This window comes from Reinekea marinisedimentorum (assembly GCF_004341165.1).
GTDB classification, from domain to species: Bacteria; Pseudomonadota; Gammaproteobacteria; order Pseudomonadales; family Natronospirillaceae; genus Reinekea; species Reinekea marinisedimentorum.
The window spans coordinates 65,480-85,960 of sequence record NZ_SLZR01000013.1; the positions used below are offsets into that span (position 1 = coordinate 65,480).

17 protein-coding genes and 1 CRISPR repeat array are annotated in these 20,481 nt (G+C 49.8%); of the genes, 2 read left to right on the top strand and 15 right to left on the bottom strand.

The window, feature by feature from the left end:
• Positions 1 to 149: 149 nt before the first annotated feature.
• Positions 150 to 3,229: direct repeats of the CRISPR family, unit length 29 nt; unit sequence CGGTTCATCCCCGCGTCTGCGGGGAACGG.
• Between the two features lie 68 nt (positions 3,230 to 3,297).
• The 10 genes from cas2e to BCF53_RS19225 are packed head-to-tail and all read right to left on the bottom strand — an operon-like array spanning position 3,298 to position 12,126.
• Complete coding sequence (gene cas2e, locus BCF53_RS14180) at positions 3,298 to 3,594, bottom strand: type I-E CRISPR-associated endoribonuclease Cas2e (protein ID WP_132702490.1); 297 nt, start codon at positions 3,592 to 3,594, stop codon at positions 3,298 to 3,300.
• A gap of 1 nt (position 3,595) precedes the next feature.
• Complete coding sequence (cas1e, locus tag BCF53_RS14185; RefSeq protein WP_132702492.1) at positions 3,596 to 4,516, bottom strand: type I-E CRISPR-associated endonuclease Cas1e; 921 nt, start codon at positions 4,514 to 4,516, stop codon at positions 3,596 to 3,598.
• Positions 4,516 to 5,340 carry a KilA-N domain-containing protein gene (locus tag BCF53_RS14190; RefSeq protein ID WP_132702494.1) on the bottom strand — a complete coding sequence of 275 codons (825 nt, stop codon included), beginning with the start codon at positions 5,338 to 5,340 and terminating at the stop codon, positions 4,516 to 4,518. The genes cas1e and BCF53_RS14190 overlap by 1 nt, the downstream gene beginning before the upstream one ends.
• Before the next feature lie 21 nt (positions 5,341 to 5,361).
• A complete protein-coding gene (locus BCF53_RS14195; RefSeq protein WP_132702496.1) occupies positions 5,362 to 6,825 on the bottom strand; it encodes a type I-E CRISPR-associated protein Cse1/CasA in 1,464 nt (487 codons plus the stop codon).
• The gene (cas5e, locus tag BCF53_RS14200; RefSeq protein ID WP_132702498.1) at positions 6,806 to 7,468 is read right to left on the bottom strand and encodes a type I-E CRISPR-associated protein Cas5/CasD; all 663 of its coding nucleotides are present in this window, start codon (positions 7,466 to 7,468) and stop codon (positions 6,806 to 6,808) included. Before cas5e ends, BCF53_RS14195 begins: the two co-directional genes overlap by 20 nt.
• Before the next feature lie 9 nt (positions 7,469 to 7,477).
• A complete protein-coding gene (cas7e, locus tag BCF53_RS14205; protein WP_132702500.1) occupies positions 7,478 to 8,503 on the bottom strand; it encodes a type I-E CRISPR-associated protein Cas7/Cse4/CasC in 1,026 nt (341 codons plus the stop codon).
• A 17-nt stretch (positions 8,504 to 8,520) separates the two neighbouring features.
• Entirely contained in the window at positions 8,521 to 8,958 is a 438-nt protein-coding gene (locus BCF53_RS14210; protein ID WP_132702502.1) for a type I-E CRISPR-associated protein Cse2/CasB, read from the bottom strand.
• A 10-nt stretch (positions 8,959 to 8,968) separates the two neighbouring features.
• On the bottom strand, positions 8,969 to 9,511 hold the full coding sequence (gene cas6e / locus BCF53_RS14215) for a type I-E CRISPR-associated protein Cas6/Cse3/CasE (protein WP_132702504.1): 543 nt from the start codon (positions 9,509 to 9,511) through the stop codon (positions 8,969 to 8,971).
• A gap of 3 nt (positions 9,512 to 9,514) precedes the next feature.
• Positions 9,515 to 11,974, bottom strand: coding sequence for a CRISPR-associated helicase/endonuclease Cas3 (cas3, locus tag BCF53_RS14220; protein WP_132702506.1), 2,460 nt, complete (start codon positions 11,972 to 11,974; stop codon positions 9,515 to 9,517).
• Positions 11,971 to 12,126 carry a hypothetical protein gene (locus tag BCF53_RS19225; protein ID WP_165901925.1) on the bottom strand — a complete coding sequence of 52 codons (156 nt, stop codon included), beginning with the start codon at positions 12,124 to 12,126 and terminating at the stop codon, positions 11,971 to 11,973. Before BCF53_RS19225 ends, cas3 begins: the two co-directional genes overlap by 4 nt.
• A 313-nt stretch (positions 12,127 to 12,439) precedes the next feature.
• Between BCF53_RS19225 and BCF53_RS14225 the strand changes: the two genes are divergently transcribed.
• Positions 12,440 to 13,303, top strand: coding sequence for a helix-turn-helix transcriptional regulator (locus BCF53_RS14225; protein WP_132702508.1), 864 nt, complete (start codon positions 12,440 to 12,442; stop codon positions 13,301 to 13,303).
• Here BCF53_RS14225 and BCF53_RS14230 read toward each other — a convergent pair.
• Positions 13,287 to 14,012, bottom strand: a complete 726-nt coding sequence (locus BCF53_RS14230; RefSeq protein ID WP_132702510.1) for a pseudouridine synthase — start codon at positions 14,010 to 14,012, stop codon at positions 13,287 to 13,289. The genes BCF53_RS14225 and BCF53_RS14230 overlap by 17 nt on opposite strands.
• Positions 14,013 to 14,127: 115 nt before the next feature.
• Here BCF53_RS14230 and BCF53_RS14235 point away from each other — a divergent pair, with 115 nt between their 5' ends.
• A complete protein-coding gene (locus BCF53_RS14235; RefSeq protein WP_132702512.1) occupies positions 14,128 to 14,457 on the top strand; it encodes a DUF6172 family protein in 330 nt (109 codons plus the stop codon).
• 138 nt (positions 14,458 to 14,595) lie between these two features.
• Here BCF53_RS14235 and BCF53_RS14240 read toward each other — a convergent pair whose 3' ends face one another.
• The 4 genes from BCF53_RS14240 to cysT form a co-directional block, all read right to left on the bottom strand.
• Complete coding sequence (locus BCF53_RS14240; protein ID WP_132702569.1) at positions 14,596 to 17,247, bottom strand: glycoside hydrolase family 9 protein; 2,652 nt, start codon at positions 17,245 to 17,247, stop codon at positions 14,596 to 14,598.
• 358 nt (positions 17,248 to 17,605) lie between these two features.
• On the bottom strand, positions 17,606 to 18,736 hold the full coding sequence (locus tag BCF53_RS14245) for a sulfate/molybdate ABC transporter ATP-binding protein (RefSeq protein WP_132702514.1): 1,131 nt from the start codon (positions 18,734 to 18,736) through the stop codon (positions 17,606 to 17,608).
• Positions 18,737 to 18,743: 7 nt separating this feature from the next.
• The gene (cysW, locus tag BCF53_RS14250) at positions 18,744 to 19,601 is read right to left on the bottom strand and encodes a sulfate ABC transporter permease subunit CysW (protein WP_132702516.1); all 858 of its coding nucleotides are present in this window, start codon (positions 19,599 to 19,601) and stop codon (positions 18,744 to 18,746) included.
• Positions 19,602 to 19,612: 11 nt separating this feature from the next.
• Complete coding sequence (cysT, locus tag BCF53_RS14255; RefSeq protein ID WP_132702518.1) at positions 19,613 to 20,455, bottom strand: sulfate/thiosulfate ABC transporter permease CysT; 843 nt, start codon at positions 20,453 to 20,455, stop codon at positions 19,613 to 19,615.
• Positions 20,456 to 20,481: the final 26 nt, after the last annotated feature.

Here is a 20,481-nt window from a genome sequence, read left to right on the forward strand (position 1 = left end):
CACGGCTCTCCCCTTCAGCCAACCCCGCCAGCGTATACCCCCCAACCGAAATTCGATGCAGCGCCAGCACCTCGTTATCAAAATAGCCAAACATCCGCTTAACCTGATGGAAAACGGCAACCAACTACTCAGCAAAAGCAGGCGGAGTTCGATTCATCCCCGCATCTTCGGGGAACGGATTTGACGGATTATAGAAACCGTTCCATGTATCGGTTCATCCCCGCATCTGCGGGGAACGGGATAGCGATTTCGTGCTGCACGTTCACCATGGCGGTTCATCCCCGCATCTGCGGGGAACGGCTAATGACATTAGACGACGTAGACCTGACAAACGGTTCATCCCCGCATCTGCGGGGAACGGGTGAAGCCGAGTTTTTGCGCCTGATGCGCGAACGGTTCATCCCCGCGTCTGCGGGGAACGGGCCTCTTGCCGTCAACCAATCACGTTCATAAACGGTTCATCCCCGCGTCTGCAGGGAACGGATAGGTCGGTTATCTTGTCCTGGATACTGGCGCGGTTCATCCCCGCGTCTGCGGGGAACGGGCCTCGGATGCCACCAGCGGCAGCGGGGCGGCTGGTTCATCCCCGCGTCTGCGGGGAACGGCACTTAACATGGTCTGTAATCGTTCCGAATGACGGTTCATCCCCGCGTCTGCGGGGAACGGTTTTACAATGCAACCGAATCAACCTGGGGAGTCGGTTCATCCCCGCGTCTGCGGGGAACGGGGCGTCCTTTATCGCCTGCGCCCGTGCGATTTCGGTTCATCCCCGCGTCTGCGAGGAACGGCCCCAGTCGTTCGCCCTGATCCAGCAAAAATGCGGTTCATCCCCGCGTCTGCGGGGAACGGGTATGGCACCCAACCCGGCGAGCAAACTCTGCCGGTTCATCCCCGCGTCTGCGGGGAACGGGATAACGAGCCGTATACAGAAACATGGGCTGACGGTTCATCCCCGCGTCTGCGGGGAACGGTCATCATTAAGTGCCCACTCAACAAACTCATCCGGTTCATCCCCGCGTCTGCGGGGAACGGAGTTGGTGGCGCCGGGTTCTAATGACCTGCCTCGGTTCATCCCCGCGTCTGCGGGGAACGGTATTCCCAAAAATTAACAGACTCATCAACCGGCGGTTCATCCCCGCGTCTGCGGGGAACGGGCGTATGACGATGACGGTTCAGACGACATGACCGGTTCATCCCCGCGTCTGCGGGGAACGGGGTTCCTGTGTCAAAATTAAGTATGCAAGTATCGGTTCATCCCCGCGTCTGCGGGGAACGGGCCTAGCTATGAACTTCTCAGTTCCGGTGCGGCGGTTCATCCCCGCGTCTGCGGGGAACGGATTCAGTTAGAGACGGCGGTGTGATATGGCGACGGTTCATCCCCGCGTCTGCGGGGAACGGCACTGTCTTTTGCGCCCATTGCTCAGGGGTAGCGGTTCATCCCCGCGTCTGCGGGGAACGGTCAATTATCGCCTGAGCGCTATATCCCCATTGCGGTTCATCCCCGCGTCTGCGGGGAACGGTTAAAACCCACTCATCTGATCCGAGGGTCTAACGGTTCATCCCCGCGTCTGCGGGGAACGGGCGGATTATCGCGCTGGAGTACCCGTCAGTAACGGTTCATCCCCGCGTCTGCGGGGAACGGTTCATGCCATCAATCAGGCCGTTGATGCTAGACGGTTCATCCCCGCGTCTGCGGGGAACGGACTCAAATCTGCAAGGTCTGCTATTGAGTCGACGGTTCATCCCCGCGTCTGCGGGGAACGGGCCGTAGCAGCAGCGGTAAATGCAGCAGTTAGCGGTTCATCCCCGCGTCTGCGGGGAACGGGGTTGTATACTCCGTGTGCTGATGTCTCAATGCGGTTCATCCCCGCGTCTGCGGGGAACGGCGTGAAACACTCACGAGCGATGGCATGGGCGGCGGTTCATCCCCGCGTCTGCGGGGAACGGAATTACGATGCTTCAAACTACATCTATTGGCGCGGTTCATCCCCGCGTCTGCGGGGAACGGAGTTGGTGGCGCCGGGTTCTAATGACCTGCCTCGGTTCATCCCCGCGTCTGCGGGGAACGGTATTCCCAAAAATTAACAGACTCATCAACCGGCGGTTCATCCCCGCGTCTGCGGGGAACGGGACATTGCACCAGAAACGATGCGGGAATTTTGCGGTTCATCCCCGCGTCTGCGGGGAACGGCAGATAGTTTGCTCATTGTCACCAAATCCAGCCGGTTCATCCCCGCGTCTGCGGGGAACGGGCCATTCCGTTGCATGGGAATGCTTTTTTGCGCGGTTCATCCCCGCGTCTGCGGGGAACGGCAAACGTCTCGCAGAATGAAATGACGTTTTACCGGTTCATCCCCGCGTCTGCGGGGAACGGCTGTCGAAACTTTGTATGACCCGCCAGATATACGGTTCATCCCCGCGTCTGCGGGGAACGGCCGTTGTGCTCGTTATAGGTGGGAATTAATGTCGGTTCATCCCCGCGTCTGCGGGGAACGGTGAATCAGTTCTTGCTGCTCGTCTAAACCCCACGGTTCATCCCCGCGTCTGCGGGGAACGGTGCTGCATTAAATGAAACGTACTCACAAATAACGGTTCATCCCCGCGTCTGCGGGGAACGGAGCGTATCAACTCCGGCTGGCGCTCTAAATTTCGGTTCATCCCCGCGTCTGCGGGGAACGGGGGCTGCGATAGTCTGCATGCCATCGATTGCGGCGGTTCATCCCCGCGTCTGCGGGGAACGGTAAGAGCAGTCCACACCCCCTCTTATCAACAACGGTTCATCCCCGCGTCTGCGGGGAACGGCCGATAAATGAGAATAGTCCACGCTTCGGGTCCGGTTCATCCCCGCGTCTGCGGGGAACGGTCAGTCAACGGCAAGGGCTTTTCGTGATAACCCGGTTCATCCCCGCGTCTGCGGGGAACGGAGAACCCGTCGCAACATCATCAACAAACACAACGGTTCATCCCCGCGTCTGCGGGGAACGGACCAGACATCCAAAGCATCATCACTTTGCCAACGGTTCATCCCCGCGTCTGCGGGGAACGGGTTTAATATTGTGGCTCCAGCAACTAAAACGCCGGTTCATCCCCGCGTCTGCGGGGAACGGACTATATCATCATCTAAAATAGATGCTCCGCACGGTTCATCCCCGCGTCTGCGGGGAACGGGAATGAAAGAGAAGCTGGCACGGTACAATAACCGGTTCATCCCCGCGTCTGCGGGGAACGGTCTAATTATAGGTGCTTGTTTTTAAAGAACAATTTAGATTGTTTTCAATCTACCAAGTTTTTATTGGATTATTTACTGCACTGAACAGGCTTGAATTTAACCAGCCTCATGCCATCAATACCTATGGGTTCACGACGATTCTCACCGTAAGTAACAAACTCGAAACCAGACTCCGTATTGGTTGCCCAGCTCATCACTACATTGCCATCTTCTGCAAGTGCATCCACCTGCTCCCAGATCATCTCCCTGATACGCCGGGAAACATCGCCAACATAAACACCGGCTCGAATCTCAAGCAGCCAGACAGCAAGGCGGCCTCGCAATCGATCTGGTACTGCTTCCGTTACGACCATCAGCATTGCCATATCAACCGCTCCTATGACCACTATCACCGATACTATCCGGCTCAGAAATAGCGGGTGGCTGGGCATCATCTGGTGGCAAAGGTGGCTCTATATCTCCGGCGGCCAGAACTTCCTCAATTAAGGGGATCAACGTTTTCAAGGTTTTTGAGGTACGGAAAATTTCCCGGCATGCAATTCTAACTTCACGATCGGGCGCTTTCGGGTGTTTAGAAGCGATTCTAAATGCAACCGGTACAACGGTTTCAAATTTAATAATGTCTGCAATGTCATAAACAAATGAGAGTGGTTTACCGGAATGGATAAACCCGATCGCAGGCGCATAGCCTGCTGCCAATACAGCGGCTTCGGTAATGCCATACAAACAAGATGTTGCCGCGCTGATGCATTGATTGACGACGTCGCCCTTCTCCCAGTCTTTTGGATCGTACTTTCGGCCGTTCCAGTCAACACCATATTGTTTGGCCAGAAGTTGATAGGTTTTGCGCACCCTTGCGCCTTCGATGCCGCGTAACTGATCGACACTTCGCCGCTCGGGTGCAGGCTCGCCAAAGCGAAGTTCAAACATCTTGCGAACCACTTTAAGGCGCAAAGATTCATCCAATGCCAGCTGCGCCTGATACAACAACTTATCGGAGCGCGCACCTCCGGGTTGACCAGAGGCATAGAGGCGCACACCGGCTTCACCCACCCAAATTAACAGGGTGCCAACCTGTGCGGCCAGTTTAATAGCAGCATGAGAGACGCGCGTTCCCGGCTCTAACATGATGCAGGCAACCGAACCCACTGGGATAAGCATTCGCTCACCGTTGACTTCGTCTACAACACAAAACGCACCGTCACGGACATCAATACGCCCCATGCCAACGAACACCATTGAGTTGCGGTCTTTCAGCGGGATGGGCTTTAGTGGAATGAACGACATCAGTCACCTTCACCGGGCAATAGTTGGCTACTGTTTGCGGCAACCAACACTTTCATTTGCTGGATCGCCAACTCATTGAGTTTGACGATGCGTTCAGACTGGCTGATACCCTGCTGAATAAAATGGGCGTTCATCGATTCCAAATTGGCAAGGCACACCAACTGATGAACATTAGCGTGGTCCCTCATATTGCCAGTCAGGCCGGGGTTGGCATCGCGCCACTGTTTGGCAGTCACACCGAACAGGGCGACGTTGAGCAGGTCGGCCTCGCTGGCATAGACAAATGCGATCTGTTGGCTAGTGAGTGCGTCCGGTATCAGATGCTCCTTAATGGCATCGGTATGGATCAGGTAGTTCACCTTGGCGAGGTTTCGGCGGATATCCCAGCCGAGCTGTTCAAACTCCTGTTCCTTAAGGCGCTGAAACTCTTTGATGAGGTACAGCTTGAACTCCACGGAGATCCAGCTGGCGAATTCAAAGGCGATGTCTTTTTGGGCATAGGTGCCGCCGTAGCGGCCTGCTTTGGAGATCAGGCCGATTGCACCGGTGGATGTGATCCACTGCTTTGGGGTCAGGGTAAAGCTGTTAAGGCCGGCTTCTTTTTTAAACCCGTCGAATTCGACGGGTTTAAAACTTGGGTTATTCAGTTGCTCCCATATACCTAAAAATTCAATGGTGTTGCGGTTACGCAACCAGTTTCGGATAAGATCATCTGATCGTGTACTGTGTTTATATTTAGCGATATCAGTAATGCAAATATACTCAATACCATCCTTGGTAGTCGTTGAGATGGTTTGATCTAACACTTGTAGTTTGGGTTTCATGGTTCTTCCTTGATGCCAATTTTATTGTCGATTCAGAAAGTACTCGCCTTTAACCAGAGCTTTAAACAAAGGCATATCATGTTGATATTTACGCTGTACACTAGAATAGATTCTTCGGGCTTCCCTTTGTAGCTCTTGAACAGCATCTTTCCTGAGCTGACTGGCCTCCTTGCGATCAACATCAAGTAAAATACTTTGTATGACCTGCTGGGCATTCGATATGTAGCGGTTCATCGCCTGGTCTTTAATCCCAGTAACAAAATTCTTGTCATAGCCTATACCAAACATCTTATTCAGAGCCTGAGAAAGCCGCTCTTTAGAATCCAGCCCCATGTCTACAACCTGTGTAACCTTAGTAAGCTGTCTACTCAGCGTGGACGGCATTGAATAAAGGTCATATACACGGCCAACTACTGACCCTTGGTCAGCGATATTGCCACCAACTAAAAGGTTGGCACGTGCACTGGATAACTCCTGAAATTGGTGAACAATGTATGCCGGTGCGAAAGTCGCTCTGGCAGACTCTTTACCAACGATATAGCTGCTTAAATCCTGCCAGGAGTGCCAATTTTGATCACGAGCGCAAACTGCATATATCCCATCTTCTCGAATTGAGCTTGGGGTGAACGGATGCGGCCACCACCCTGCACCGGCATCTCTCCCGGTTTTAGTAGAACCGTAAGAGCCTTTGTATTTTTCCCGGATAAAGGTGGTTACAGATTGCTCTGATGAATGGCCGCAAACGTCGCACTGACAAGCGCGCTCTTCAACAGGAAAGTCAATATGGTAAGCAAGAGCGAACAACCCTCGCACCAACCCTATCTTTTGAGCCTGATACACTTCCCCTTGTAATGGAGTGACCCACATTGGTTTTAACTCAGCATCGGTATCCAATTGAGAGTATTTCTGGAAAAGGTCTACGGCTATAACGTTGTTCATAACTGTCTGCCGCAGTTTGGCACCGGACACCAACGTACTAATCGCACCGCCACCACGAATCCCGGTCGCACCCGTCGGACCAAAGCACTCACCTTTTATGTTCATATGCAAATTGTAATTCAGCACATGTGTACAATCCGGGCAAATCGTTTCCGCACGCTTCACTTCGGAGAACAGGCCAATAGCATTCGGCGATGTGCCACACTCTATGCCTGATAACAATTTGGTGATTGGGGCTACTGGATTCTTTGCATTTGCTGGTGGCTTAGAACGCATGAAGCATTCCGAATCAAACCATTCTGAGCACACATCAGAGAGCTTGGAATCGTATACATCTTCGGTCAGGCCATTAGCAATATAGTCTCTAAGCTCTACCGCTGTAGGTTGCAAAACCACAGTCGCCAACGAGCTCAGCATCTGCAACATGGCAAGCTGCACCTCATCAAAGTAGTACTGCAGTTGGTAGTCAATCTCTGATGTCAGCAATGTTCTCAATGAGACCTTGCCTTGATTCGTTGATATGAAATCATCCTTGAGCAGATTCATTCTCACCCCCATTTTTAGCTGGCCTCTGTGGCTTTGCACATACGTAAACTGTGCGCATCCCGTACTTTCTGGGCTCAGAGGTTGTTCTATCCCTAACCTGCAATGTTGCAACCTGATTCTCACCAGCAACATCACTGAATATCTGGCCGCCAAAATCAAGAGCTTTCAGGGCATTAGCAGGGTTACCAACTTGACTCAAACACTCAAACAAAGGTCGGCTCAACGGGCACGACTTACGCCCCTGAAATGGCGTAAACTCAGGCTTCTTGACTCGCTCAGCGAGCATAGAAACGAGCTCCTCACCAGCACAGATCGCAAAGGTATGCTCGCTGTCACACCAATACTCACGATAAGTTGGCTTTGTACCGGATTGGATTTTACCCATTGGGCTGCGAAAATTCTGAACCGTATGGTAATCCACAATTTTCTCGCCACATTGATTCACCTGTACCGCGATATCCAGTTGCTCAGACAATTCAAACAATTCTCGGTGCCTATCACGGGTAATCCCCATCGCAGCCCCAATAAGCCCCATGACAGCAGAACGGGTTGGGAAATGATTAACACGGCGATGGACATCAAAGGTTTGCAACCCGTAAGCAGACATACCTTCAGTCCTTAAAATTAACGTAGAGGTTTGCATAAAACCTCCTTAAAACTTGATGTCACTGATTTTACTCACCCAGGTAATCTGCTCATTCTGGGCACTTCCGGTAAGGTCCAGTGCAATAGCCTCAGACTCTATTTCATAAGCATCTTTCAACTTTTCATAATGTTTAACCAGTGCTGTAATCGAGCCTTCCATAACCTCCCCTGTGTTTTCAATCGGCTTACGAAAAGCATTCGCCAGAGAGAGTGGCTGATCTGATTTAGTGGCCATCACAAAATCTGCCTGGTTGTGAGCAGCAAATACTTTCTGTTTTGCTGTTGGTGCGACCTGCGCAAAGCATCGGATAATCGTTTGAACGATCGGCATTACATCGCTAACGGTTGCCTTAACGTTGTTCGCCAGTAAATCAATGTTGATCGAAGCATAACGATAGAAAACACCGGAGCTAAACTCCGTTGTTCCAATATGGCCTGAACCCTGTTCTGCCAGGTCATCACAGGCTGTGAACCAATCAACTTCGATATCGGCAGTGTGGGTAGTAATAGAGTGGGCAACACTCATCGCGGCTTCAACGTTTCTGTCTGGGCAGCTGGCATCCATTCGACCCGATAGCGCAACATCATATGTTGGGATATGAACCGTTTTCTTTAGTTCTTTTAAATCCGTGCCGGCTTCAACCATGTTAATCGCCTCACGAATGGCGCCTAATGCATAGGGCTGAACTGCATCGAAGTAGCGGTGAGTTTCACCAGTCTCTTTATCTTTCTCTTTCTTAACTTTTGAGCCCATATTGAGAAGCACATCTTCAATTAGCTTTGGCTCTAAGTCTGGCATTTCCTTAATGCATAGGTTTAACAACTCATCAAATTTATTGGTACGAATGGACTTTTCCTGAACAGCATTGCTGTAAATATCGCTCTGCCGTATTGAGCGTTTCAAACACTGGCTCGATATACGGCTACGAACAGTACCGCCGAAAACCGCTGTTTTCTGAAGGCCTGAATCATCACGATTCATCATGGAGGAAGGGTGAGAAATTAGCGTATGGATATTGATAAAAGTAGTCATGATAAATTCCTTTATAATCAGTTAGATTCAGTTTCAAATTTTTCAGTATTTGCAAGAATAAATTCTTTTAGAAGCTGCCTTCTGGCATTTTCACCCCAGTACTGCGCCAACTTACCCAAGCTGACCTGGCTGACATCTTTACAGCGCACCAGCTGACGTTTCAGATAATCAATACCGTTGTCGCCACTGCGAACCAGCTGAATAATCTGGCCTTCTTTAACACCGGCATTAATTAATGCTTGCGCTACAGATAACCCATCCTCTCCATCAGCGAGTTTCGTATGGAGAAGCAGGAAAATAATTCTTTGTGTTTGCTTACTGTCTGGCGATTTACTGTAAGCTAAAATTCGGAAGTAAGCAGGCGCATCGGCAATAGAGGCTAAGCTACGGCGCTTCAAATCTGCCACATCACCTTTTGATAAAATCTGTATCGCGTTATAAATATTGTTGTACATGAGTGCTCCTTTAAGACATTCTGGCCAACGAAAGCAGGCCTGCGCCCGCATGTTTCTTACGGCCAATTCCCATCACCAATGCTTTTTCTATGAGCTGCGTATTTAAAACCTGAATAATGCCTTCAAAGCAAACGTATCGGCTGTTGTATGTTTTTTTGCTACTAACCAGAAAGCTATCCATTGCAGTCACCTGTACATTTGCGCCTTCAAGCTTTCGCTGCAACCACTCTACTTGAGCATCAGCTTCTTTTATTTCTACCACCTTTTTCCCGGCACTCAGGCATTTTGTCGGATATGCAACCAGCTTAAATTTGTAGAAACTTCCTTCTGATAGCTGAGGGTTAAACTCTTTAGTTATTAGCACTTCAGCTTCATCGCAAGAGGCGGGTTGAGTCGACGATTGCAACAGCAGCTTACAACTATTTTGGCTTTGCTCCTCGACACGAAACAAATGATCCCTTTTTCTCTCTGGTGTACCTGGGAACAGCTTCCAGATAGCCTGGTGTTGTTCATAGGTGTCATGGTGGTTCACCACAACCTTGGACAAATACATAAATTACCTCCCTACCTTAAGTTCTTCAGACAAATCTTCACGAATGAAGCCCATCTCGTTGTATTGGATATCCTCACCAATCACGGCTATATAGCAGTAATATTCTGCGCATTTTTTACCTTTAGCATGTTTAGGCGCTAAAGAGATCAAGCTTCGCTCCCTATCTGCCTGCTCGGCAAAATTACCGCCATGCCACAAACCACCTTTTTTATTGAAAAGAACAACTGACACACTCATTTCCCCTTCACGTGTTAACAGCGCACAACGCGGGTCAACATCATTTAAGGGTTTTGATTGCATAGCACTGATCTGGCGGGCGGTGTAATGGCTACCCTCCCCCTTTAGCTCAAAGGCTTCTGATAACTGAGTCAGCGCTTTTGGTTCTCCGACATGGGGTTCAAGCCCGTGAACATACTTAATAGCGCTACGATAACAGTCCGGAAATGCGAGCTCCGAGTTCTCATACAGGTATTGCTCTGTTCGATACAACCAACGTATGCTCTGGTAGACGAAGCCACTGCCACCATAGTGTTTCTTTAGACTATCAGGGCCCTGGTTCGGCTTAATTTCAGCGGTAGGAATTAAAGTTATAAAAAGCGGTTTATCAACAGCATCGGAACGCGGGCACAGTTCAGTACCATCGCGGTCATGTCGCCATAACCGCCCCATTCGTTGCATTAAGTACTCTATTGGCGCGATCTGGCTGATCAGAATATCAAAGTCTAAATCCAAAGATTGCTCAACAACCTGTGTTGAGATAAGCAAGCGGCCTTGGCGTGTTGCGTTCTTACCATAGTTCGTCAACACCTGATTTTCGATTCGTACTCTATCTGCAGCGGTATAGCGGGCATGAAATAAATCAACAGGAAACTCAACACAACTTAAGGATACCTGGCGATACAAACGTTGCGCATCGGCTACTGTGTTGCAGATCACACCCACCATTGCGCCTTGCTGTACCCAGTTATAAATTTCTTGGAGCTGTTCACTATCTGGCAAACAATCATTGCTGCGCCATAGTTCAGTATTAACAGTTTTCTTAGTGTTGGGGCTATTTAAACCAGATAAAGAATACTCATTAGTTTTACCGGACAGATCCGTGTGACTCACTAATGGGTAGTCCTGCGACTCAGATACTCCCTGATAGCAACCCAAAAGCTGCTGTTTTATCTGATTAGGTAAGGTTGCTGAAAGTAGAATGACACTTGAATAGGCTTCATGTTGGCCTTTCAAGACTTGCTCAATCAAGGCCATCATATAAGGATCAAAACTATGAATTTCATCCAGAATCAGTACTGACTTCCGGGTACCGAAGGAACGAACAAACTGGTGTTTAATTCCAAGTACGCCCATCAATATCTGGTCAATCGTGGCTACAGAAACGGAGCCAAGAAAGGCCCTCTTTTTAGACTGATGTAAAAAGCCACTTTCATCAGCAACTAAATAGTGTGATTTACCATGCGCAAGTGTTGCCTGGGCATCAGGAAACAAAATATTGGCGGCCGAACCTATTCGGTCAAACAGGCCATTTGCAGTCGCTTGTGTCGGCAAACCAAACACGATTCCGTCTGCCAAACCAGCTTGAATTAATGAAGATGCGTAAGCGAGAGCAAACTCTGTTTTTCCCGCTCCGGTATCCGCCTCGACAATGGTCAATCCTGCGTCCAGGGGCAAATCCGCAAGTAGACACTGAATACCTCTGGGATGATATTCGGGAAATAAAAACCCAAAACCCGACCCTTGTATCGACTCAATCATTCCTGAGTCTTTTAAAGCCTCTGCGGCACGAGGCAGTGCTCGCTGATAGTAGTCGGTTAGGTCTAGTGATTGGTCAATCGTAAAGTTGGTAATTGATGAACCTATCCAATCGGATACGCTGCACAACCCCGCCAGAAGAGGAACCTCCCCTATTTTTGGGATTTCATCCAGCTGACAAAAATCCAAGCAAAACTGAACCCACTCCTTTCTGGCCTGAACGTCTAGTTCGATTAGCTCATCATCTGCTTCGGGTTCATAGTAATCAAATGAAACGTCAACAAAACCATGGTGGCCAGCGACGGCCTTCATCGCCGCATTGGGTTCAAACTCTTCACAAAACTGTTTATAGCCGCAAGAACCATGGGAGTAATAACTTGGATCTTCTTCAAACCACCAATCACCTCCCTGAAGAGATTGGTGAATATCCGCACGAAAGTGCTGAAATCGCGTATCAAACTTTCCTAAATCATGAAGCAGTATGAAGAAAAGCATGAATTGACGGGCAATTTCAGTTTCAACGCCTAACTGACCGGTAATCTTTTTAAGTAAAGACGGTGAGGCTTTTAGCCAAACATCCGCCACCGCCGCAACATCCAAACAGTGATAGGGCAACAAATGGTAATCTGCACCTTCGCCATCGGGCTCTTTCTTAGCTTTCCCCCAATACTTCATATAGGCCGGAATTGTGCTTTCAGCGCCACTCATAAATCACCCCGCACCTTACAACGAGCGCTGTCCAAACTCTCGCCACAATCGGCCATCATGGTGCCAGTGATCTGAAGCACCTGGTTGTTGATGAGGCCATCACGCCCGATACGGTGCTTTTGCTTTAAGTGTTTGAAATTCAGGTTATCCATATACCCTTCCCTCCATGTGCGCCAGTTCACACTAACTGCACAAAGCTATCTCCGCATAAAAGGCTTGTCAATTTGAAAATCTACTATCAAAACGTTAAATTACCGTCTTTACAATTGCCTTGATGGGTTAAATTTGGCATCCCTGCCCTACTGCTATTCCTGGGGTTATTTCAGTGAAAAATGACCAACCTGTCTATACTGGCGACATGTACATGTCGCATTATCAGGCACGTTTTGAATAATCTGCCTGAATAATCGACATGACTATCTATCCAGGGTTCATGACTGGCCGAACAATGAAAAAGGAATTGAAATGAACGACCAAACTGCATGGCCAATGCGTTGGGATTTGCTCTCTCGCTACCGGCTAATAGAAATTGTTGCGCTATGGGAAGGCAGGCTAACAACTAACCATTTATGCAATAGCTTTGGAATGGGCAGGCAGCAAGCTTCTAAAGATATAAATAACTATAACCGCGAGGTTGCTCCGGGCAACCTGATCTACGATGCGCATCTGAAGGGCTATAAGCCTGCGCCTCATTTTAAGCCTGTTGTAACCACCGGCACCGCAGATGAATATCTGCATGTAATGAGCCGCAGCAAAGACCTTTCAGAAACTTACAGGGGGTTAGATTTAGCCTTTGCCCATTCAGAGATCCTGGCAATAGCTCCTCGTACCATTAAGCCTGAAATTCTCAGACCAGTACTTCAGGCAATACGAGAAAAGCGTCGTGTAGAAATTGAATATTCTTCGCTAGCATCACCTACGCCTGAAGTACGCGTCATTGCGCCACATACACTGGTGTGCACGCCTGTCCGATGGCATGTAAGAGCCTATTGTGAAAAAAATCGGGAGTTTCGAGATTTTGTTCTTAGCAGATTTCGGAACGAATCTGGCATTATGGATGAGACAGAGAATACAGTTGATAAGGATAGAGACTGGAATCATTTTGTTGATTTAAAGATAAAACCAGACACTCGGCTAACCACCGAACAGCAAAAAATCATCGCAGCCGATTACAACATGACAAGAAAAGTGCTCAAAATTCACTGCAGGGCGGCCATGGTGCGTTACATATTGAAAGCCTACGGAATTGACCACACAAAGCTTGAAGCTCAACCCGAGGCTCAACAAATCGTGGTTAGCAATATTGCTGAGGTTAAACGGTATATTTAAGGCCAGGTTGATAGTGACGAACTTCCTCAGAAGTTAATACTGAGCTCTCCCCTTCAGCCAACCCAACCAGCGTATACTCCCCAACCGAAGTTCGATGCAGCGCCAACACCTCGTTATCAAAATAGCCAAACATCCGCTTAACCTGATGGTATTTGCCTTCAACCAGGGTGAGCCGTGCTGTGTAATCGGAGGTAATAACCAATTGCGCGGGCTGGGTGGTTATGCCCTCGTACTGAAAATAAATGCCCTTGCGAAAAGCTTCTGCATATTCGCAGGTGATAGGCTTCGAGACCGTCACTTCGTAGGTTTTGCTCAGTTTGGTTTCCGGCAGGCTTATTTTGCGTGACCAGGCTCCATCGTTGGTGAGCAAAACCAGCCCCGTGGTGTTCCGGTCAAGCCGGCCGGCTATGTGAAGCTCGCTCTTTTGCGGGTGGTCGATAAGGTCGAGCACGGTTGTGTGCTGGGTATCTTTGGTGGCACTAACAACGCCCTTCGGTTTGTGCAGGCGGATATAAACCGGTTGTTTATCGTTCAGGCACGCGCCATCCAGCATTATGTGGGTGAATTGGCTGACCTTTTGCTGCACAGAATGTGCAGCCTGGCCGTTAAGCAGGATGCGTTTTTGCGCGATCAGCAGGCGCGTTTCTGAGCGTGAAAACTCGCTATTCTGGCTGATGAAGCGGTCGAGCCGGCTGGTTCTGGATTCCATGTCTCGTCAATGGGGTAAGCAGTAAGCTGGCAATTGTAACGCACAGCGCTTGCTCTGCTAAGCCGGTGCCCTATACTGCAGCCACTTTTAAAAACCAACGCCTCTCAGGAGCCTCATGAAAAAGACCTTCACTCTGATCCACCCTAAAATGAACACCGATAGGCGTGTGGAAGCCGTTAAGTATGAAATTAAAAAATACCTGAAGCGCGAACGCGGTAAGGCTCTGCCGGCCGATGCTGACTTTTGGGGGTTTGACTGTAAATTCGGCTCAACAGAAGCCAATGCAGAAAGCGTTCACCTTGCTGAGATCAACAAGAAAATTGATGAAGTTCATGCTCAGGCGGTAACCGAGTTCTATGTTGAGATTATTGCGGTTGCTCAGCAGAGAACACCGAAACCTGTTGAGGATGATGCCGAGGGCGTACAGGACCCGGAAAGCGAATAAGATCTGAGCCAGCTTAAAGACGTTTCGCTAACCATGCGCGGAGCTATTGATGTATCAGCGCTCACTGTATTTTGAACCAAAAAATAAAGGCAGGTAAACCTGCCCTTAGATGCGTAGTTAAAACAGCAACAAGCGTTACTATTTAGTTTTTCTGTTACGGCCAGCGATCAGTACCGGCAGCATGAATAACGTCAACCAGCCTAAACTACCACCCGCAAGCGAGTTACTACTGTCTTCATTTGTCGAGGTTTCGGTGCTGCTATCGTCAGAACCTGTTGAAGTATCTTCATCCGTAGTCTCTTCTTCTGATTCAACCACGGTAAGAATTACGCTGTCTTCAGCAGCCACTTCGTAACCATTTTCGTCAATGGCTATGACCAGTATGGTTACGGTTGTTGGCTCTTCCGGCATTGTTACATATGCAGTGCCTTCTGCGCTGAGCGTTTCCTGAAGCGCTCCATCCATATAGACATTAGCGCCTTCAGCGTTTTCATAGCTCACAGCTATAGCCAGGTATGAAGATGCTTCAACTTCATCGTAATCTTCCAAACCAGAGATAGATATGGAGGGCACCAGCGGTTCGGCAACCGTTACTGAAACGGTAGCAGGCGCTGACACAGAACCTTCATTATCGATGGCCGTATAGGTAAAGCTGTCTTCACCGTAGAAGTTATCATCGGGTATGTATGTTGCGGCAGAGCCGGAAATATTCACGGTGCCGTTAACGGGCGAGCTGGCTACCTCATAGTAAGCGATGCTGCCATCACTATCTGTTGCACTAAGGTTGATGCTAACGGATGTTGCGTAGCCCGTTTCAGCCGTTACATCGTTTGCAGTGGGCGCGCAATTACTGCCGGCATCACAGCTGACACTTGGCTCTTCCCCCCAAACAAGCTCGTCGCCTTCGTAAAGTGCAAACGAGGTCGCGTTAGTGTAGCCATTTGCAAAATCGCTGTTCCAGCTTGGGTCTGTACTGTATACCCACGATCCGCTCGCACTGTAAGGTAAGCGCATTCTGAACTGCACTTCTGATTTAGAATCGGTTGCGCTGATTGGGGTAATTTCTACACCGTCAAAGTTAACTTCAACATAGTAGATGTTGCCGCTCCATAAAATTGGCCCGCTAATGGTGGTTTGCGAAGATTGCGCATATCCACTTTCTATAGTGATGTCGTCTGCACTATAACCAAGATCAAACTCTTCTGATAAATCCATAAAGTAGCGGAACTTCAGGTTATCGGTTGCGCGCGCTGGCCAGGCGGTGTGGTTATAGGTTACCGAGGCAATTTCTAAATATTGATCACCCGTTGAATTAACCTTTGCTTCCACGTATAGCTCGTCATCGCGCTGCTCTGGCTCTGGGAAGTTTGAATCTGCTATTGGCTCGCCACCGTAATCCAGCCACAAACGCGCAGCGGCACCGGTAAAGCCTGCGTTGTAGTCAGTCGTGACTTCGTTCAGGTAATAATCGCTGCGGTCATCTTCGTAATCATCATTAGAGTCTGGGCCACCCACCAGTGCGCCAACAAGAATGTGTCGGTTATCAGTCGGGTTAGATGAAATGCTGTTCGCCCAGGCGCCATGGGCAGTACGGTGATGAGGCTTAACCGGGTAGTAATCGGAATAACCTATCTGATAGGAAATACCTTTCGGGTTGTCGCCAAGCAAGTATTCCATTTGCGATACCGCAAAGTTGTAGTAGGTATCGGCTTTACTGGCTTCTTCGCTGTTTTCATCCAAGTAATCGGCATACACCAAGGCCATAAAAGCGGTATTTGCGGAGTAACGCGCTGCACCCCAAACATCTAAGTAGGCCAAACCGCCACTGGTGTAGTTGACTTGTGCGCCGTTATAGCCGTCTGTCCAGTAATCCAGCCAACGCTCGGTATCGTCTTCGTATTTGGCATCGTAATAGTCTGTACCTCTTGTTGCTTTAGCCAACAACAAATAGGAGCCATAGCTTTTATCGTCCCAGGCTTGCGTCCAGGCATAGGCTTTTACGGTAGAACCCTGACCGCTGGTACCCAGGTTATCGTATTCTGCAATGGCTTTTTCCAGATAGGTTTCATCCCCGGTGGCACGATACAACCAGATAGCACCCCAAACGATTTCATCGTTGTAGCCACTCCATGAATTGTAATAACTGGCAGCATCGGTAATGGCGTCTGAATATACGCCGCGATAATTATCAGCGAAGGCATACAGTTCTTTTGCATGGCTGAGCAGCTCGGCGGCATAGTCCGGGTCATCATCAGCAAACACCATGGAAATTGCAGCCAGGGCTGCGGCTGTTTCACCGGCTAAATCGGAACCTGGGTTATCGGCATCAATTTTATATGCCGGGCGATCCATAGTCATAACTTCAGCAGAGCCCCACCAGGCATGATCGTAACCACCATTACCTACCTGCCCATATAACTCGTTGGTATCGGAATGGGCTTTAACAAAATAATCGGCAACGAAACTCAAATTATTTTTAATATGCTCTAACTGGCCAGTACCCTCATAGGCTTCAGGGTATTCCACAACACTCAACGCCAGCATGGTGGCCGAGGCTGCCATCGGCAGGCCAAACTTTACATGGTCACCAGCATCGTACCAGCCGCCGGTTAAATCGTAACCAACGTCTGAACCATCATCCAGGCCACTATCGCCACGCCACTCTACGCGGTTCCAATCTGGTAATGGGCCACTTTGCTGTGCTTCATAAAAGTAAATGGATTTTTGTAACACCTCACCATAATTAGGTGAGGCGTGTACCCATGAAGACGCTACTACAGCTACGGCCATAGCTAAGCCGTTTTTCAAATATGTTCTGCTGCTCATGTTTGATTACGCTCTGAATTTGCAATGGAGTTTTAAGCAATTGGGGAAACCGCTTTGAATCTGCTTGTGATTTATAAAACAACAAAACCTGCACATTCCGTACAGAAAATTTCGTTATTTATTGGTTATTTCACACTTAGAGGCGTTTATTTATGAACAGGCTGCGTGAGTTCACGCTCAACTTTAGAACGGGATCAACAATTCAATTTTGATAGATAAAGGCAGGCCGGCTTGCACCTGCGGCTGAATACCGGCCAGACTCGCCCATGAACAGGCTATTGCTTTACTCCAGGCAAAGCATAAGTAACGTGCGACAGCACGACTATATCGTAAAATCCAACGCTTGCTCTTTAATGAACGGCCAGTGAATTACCACCGGGTCAGCCGAATTACCTTCAGCAAAGAAGTAAGCCACCCTTGGGGCAGCGTATACCCGTGCGCCACGTTCCAGCGCTAAATGGCGCAGTTCGCTGTGACTGAGTTTACACTCCCATATTTTTCCATCGCCCCAACCAACCGGTTGCACATCTACCCTGACATCCGACCCCACCGGATTAATGGAAATAATATCTACCGGTAACGATGCTGTGTTGTTTTTCAGTGCCGATAAAGAAAGTTCATGACTGCGAATAAACAGTTTACCGTTCTGCGTAGGGGAGTCTTCGTGCGGTGGTGTTAAAAAAGCCTCGCCGTTGGTCCACTTCCCGGCGCTGTAGTTAACATCCAGCACGTTTACATTGCCAAGAAAATCGAACACGAACTGGCTAGCCGGTTTTGCGTAGAGCTGAACCGGGTCATCTACCTGCTCTATCTTGCCATTGCTCATCACCACGACACGGTCTGAAAGTTCCAGTGCTTCATCCTGATCGTGGGTCACAAAAATACTGGTGAAGCCCAACTCATCGTGCAGGCTTCGTAGCCACCTGCGCAGTTCTTTGCGCACCTTGGCATCGAGCGCGCCGAAGGGTTCATCCAGTAACAATACTTCCGGCTTGGTGGCCAACGCACGTGCCAGTGCAATGCGCTGTTTTTGCCCGCCAGAAAGCTGCTGCGGGTAGCGCTTAGCCAGGTGAGACAGCTGCACGGTTTCTAACAGCTGCGCCACCCGGGCTTTTATTTCCTGCCGGTTTGGCCGTTGCTTTTTATCCAGCACATCCAAGCCGAAGGCAACGTTTTCTGCCACGGTCATGTGGCGGAACAGGGCGTAGTTCTGAAAAACAAAGCCCACGCGGCGATCGCGTGCATGCACATGGGTCACATCGCGGTCGTGAAAATAAATTCGCCCGGCATCTGCGCCTTCCAGCCCGGCAATGATACGCAACAGGGTAGTTTTACCGGAGCCGGATGGCCCGAGCAGGCCGATCATCTCGCCCTTTTCTACTTCCAGGTTGAGCGGAGACAGCGCCTGAAAGCCGCCAAATACTTTAGCAATGTTTTCTATTCGAATACTCATAGTTCTATTAATCCGTTTCGCTTACCGAGACTTGCAGGCTCTGTTCCTGTCGCCATTCAACATAGGCTTTAACAATGAGGGTGATCAGTGCAATGGCCGCCAGAACCGAGGCACAGGCGAAGGCTGCTTCTGCCTGATAGTCTTGATACAACGCTTGCACCTGCAGCGGCAAGGTATTGGTTTCACCACGGATATTTCCGGAAACAACCGCAACTGCACCGAACTCACCCACCGCACGGGCATTGGTAAGGATGACACCGTAAATCAGCGCCCATTTAATATTCGGTAAGGTCACACGGCGAAACAGCTGCCACCAGGAGGCACCTAAAATGACCGCGGCCTCTTCATCGGAATGACCCTGCTGCTGCATGAGCGGGATCAGTTCGCGCGCTACAAACGGGCTGGTAACAAACAGCGTAACCAGAACGATACCCGGCCAGGCGAACATTATTTGCAGATCGTATTGGTACAAAAAGCTACCCAGCCAACCGGAGTTTCCATAGAGCAATAAGTACAACAGGCCGGCGACCACCGGAGACACAGCAAAGGGAATATCAATAAGCGTGACCAGTAACTTCCGGCCGGGGAATTCAAAGCGGGTCACGGCCCACGCCAGCATGACACCAAACACCAGATTGACCGGTACCGTCAGCAGGCTGACAAAAACCGTGAGGCCAATGGCATGCAGTGTATCGGCGTCGGAAAGGTTGCGCAGGTAGGCGCCAGCGCCGGCGGAAAACGCCTGCTGAAAAATACTGATCAGCGGCACCACCAACATAATAAATACCACGAACAGTGCCAGTGAAATTAACGTCCATTTTACCAGAGGGCTGTCGCCAACACGCCCGGGTTGATGCTGTTTCATAGTCACTCCCGTTAATGTCCGTGAATGCGGCGCAGGTAGCGCCCTTGCCAAAGGTTAATCAGCAACAGCAGTATCAGTGAGGCCATCAGTACCACCGAGGCCACCGCGCTGGCACCGGCAAAATCGAATTCCTGCAGGCGTACAAAGATCATCAGCGAGGTTATTTCGCTAACGTAAGGCATGTTGCCGGCAATAAAAATAACTGCACCAAACTCACCCAGGCTGCGGGTAAAAGAAAGCGCGGCACCGGTAATCAACGCCGGCAGGATGGCAGGAAAAATAACGCGCAAAAAAATTGCAGCATCGCTGGCACCCAGGGTTATTGCCGCCTCTTCCTCTTCGCTGGAAAGCTCTTCCAGCACCGGTTGCACAGTACGCACAACAAACGGAATACTGGTGAACGCCATGGCCACAATAATACCCAGCGGCGTGTAAGCCACCTTGATGCCCACCTGCTCAAGCAGGCTGCCCAGCCAGCCGCTGCTTGAATAAAGCGTCGCCAGCGTAATGCCGGCCACAGCCGTCGGCAGCGCAAAGGGCAGGTCGACCAGTGCATCCAGAATACGCTTGCCGGGGAAGCTGTAGCGAACCAAAACCCAGGCCAGCAACAAGCCAAACACCGCATTGAACAGCGAGGCAACGAGTGCCGAATAGAGGGTAATTTTATAGCTGGCAACCAGGCGCGGGTCACTGATGACAAACCAATACTGCGACCAGGTTAAACCCTTGGTTTGCATCACCAGGCCGGTTACCGGCAACAGCAACACCAGGCTGACAAAAAACAGGGAAACCCCCAGGCTGATGCCGAACCCGGGCAATACCCGTTTATGCCGGTTCAAAGAAATAGCGCTCATCTGAATGCTCTTAAATGGTTACTCAC

Bases quoted from the DNA above. Each gene is read 5' to 3' on its own strand.
- cas2e (WP_132702490.1), bottom strand. From the start codon at position 3,594: ATGGCAATGCTGATGGTCGTAACGGAAGCAGTACCAGATCGATTGCGA.
- cas1e (WP_132702492.1), bottom strand. From the start codon at position 4,516: ATGTCGTTCATTCCACTAAAGCCCATCCCGCTGAAAGACCGCAACTCA.
- BCF53_RS14190 (WP_132702494.1), bottom strand. From the start codon at position 5,340: ATGAAACCCAAACTACAAGTGTTAGATCAAACCATCTCAACGACTACC.
- BCF53_RS14195 (WP_132702496.1), bottom strand. From the start codon at position 6,825: ATGAATCTGCTCAAGGATGATTTCATATCAACGAATCAAGGCAAGGTC.
- cas5e (WP_132702498.1), bottom strand. From the start codon at position 7,468: ATGCAAACCTCTACGTTAATTTTAAGGACTGAAGGTATGTCTGCTTAC.
- cas7e (WP_132702500.1), bottom strand. From the start codon at position 8,503: ATGACTACTTTTATCAATATCCATACGCTAATTTCTCACCCTTCCTCC.
- BCF53_RS14210 (WP_132702502.1), bottom strand. From the start codon at position 8,958: ATGTACAACAATATTTATAACGCGATACAGATTTTATCAAAAGGTGAT.
- cas6e (WP_132702504.1), bottom strand. From the start codon at position 9,511: ATGTATTTGTCCAAGGTTGTGGTGAACCACCATGACACCTATGAACAA.
- cas3 (WP_132702506.1), bottom strand. From the start codon at position 11,974: ATGAGTGGCGCTGAAAGCACAATTCCGGCCTATATGAAGTATTGGGGG.
- BCF53_RS19225 (WP_165901925.1), bottom strand. From the start codon at position 12,126: ATGGATAACCTGAATTTCAAACACTTAAAGCAAAAGCACCGTATCGGG.
- BCF53_RS14225 (WP_132702508.1), top strand. From the start codon at position 12,440: ATGAACGACCAAACTGCATGGCCAATGCGTTGGGATTTGCTCTCTCGC.
- BCF53_RS14230 (WP_132702510.1), bottom strand. From the start codon at position 14,012: ATGGAATCCAGAACCAGCCGGCTCGACCGCTTCATCAGCCAGAATAGC.
- BCF53_RS14235 (WP_132702512.1), top strand. From the start codon at position 14,128: ATGAAAAAGACCTTCACTCTGATCCACCCTAAAATGAACACCGATAGG.
- BCF53_RS14240 (WP_132702569.1), bottom strand. From the start codon at position 17,247: ATGGCCGTAGCTGTAGTAGCGTCTTCATGGGTACACGCCTCACCTAAT.
- BCF53_RS14245 (WP_132702514.1), bottom strand. From the start codon at position 18,736: ATGAGTATTCGAATAGAAAACATTGCTAAAGTATTTGGCGGCTTTCAG.
- cysW (WP_132702516.1), bottom strand. From the start codon at position 19,601: ATGAAACAGCATCAACCCGGGCGTGTTGGCGACAGCCCTCTGGTAAAA.
- cysT (WP_132702518.1), bottom strand. From the start codon at position 20,455: ATGAGCGCTATTTCTTTGAACCGGCATAAACGGGTATTGCCCGGGTTC.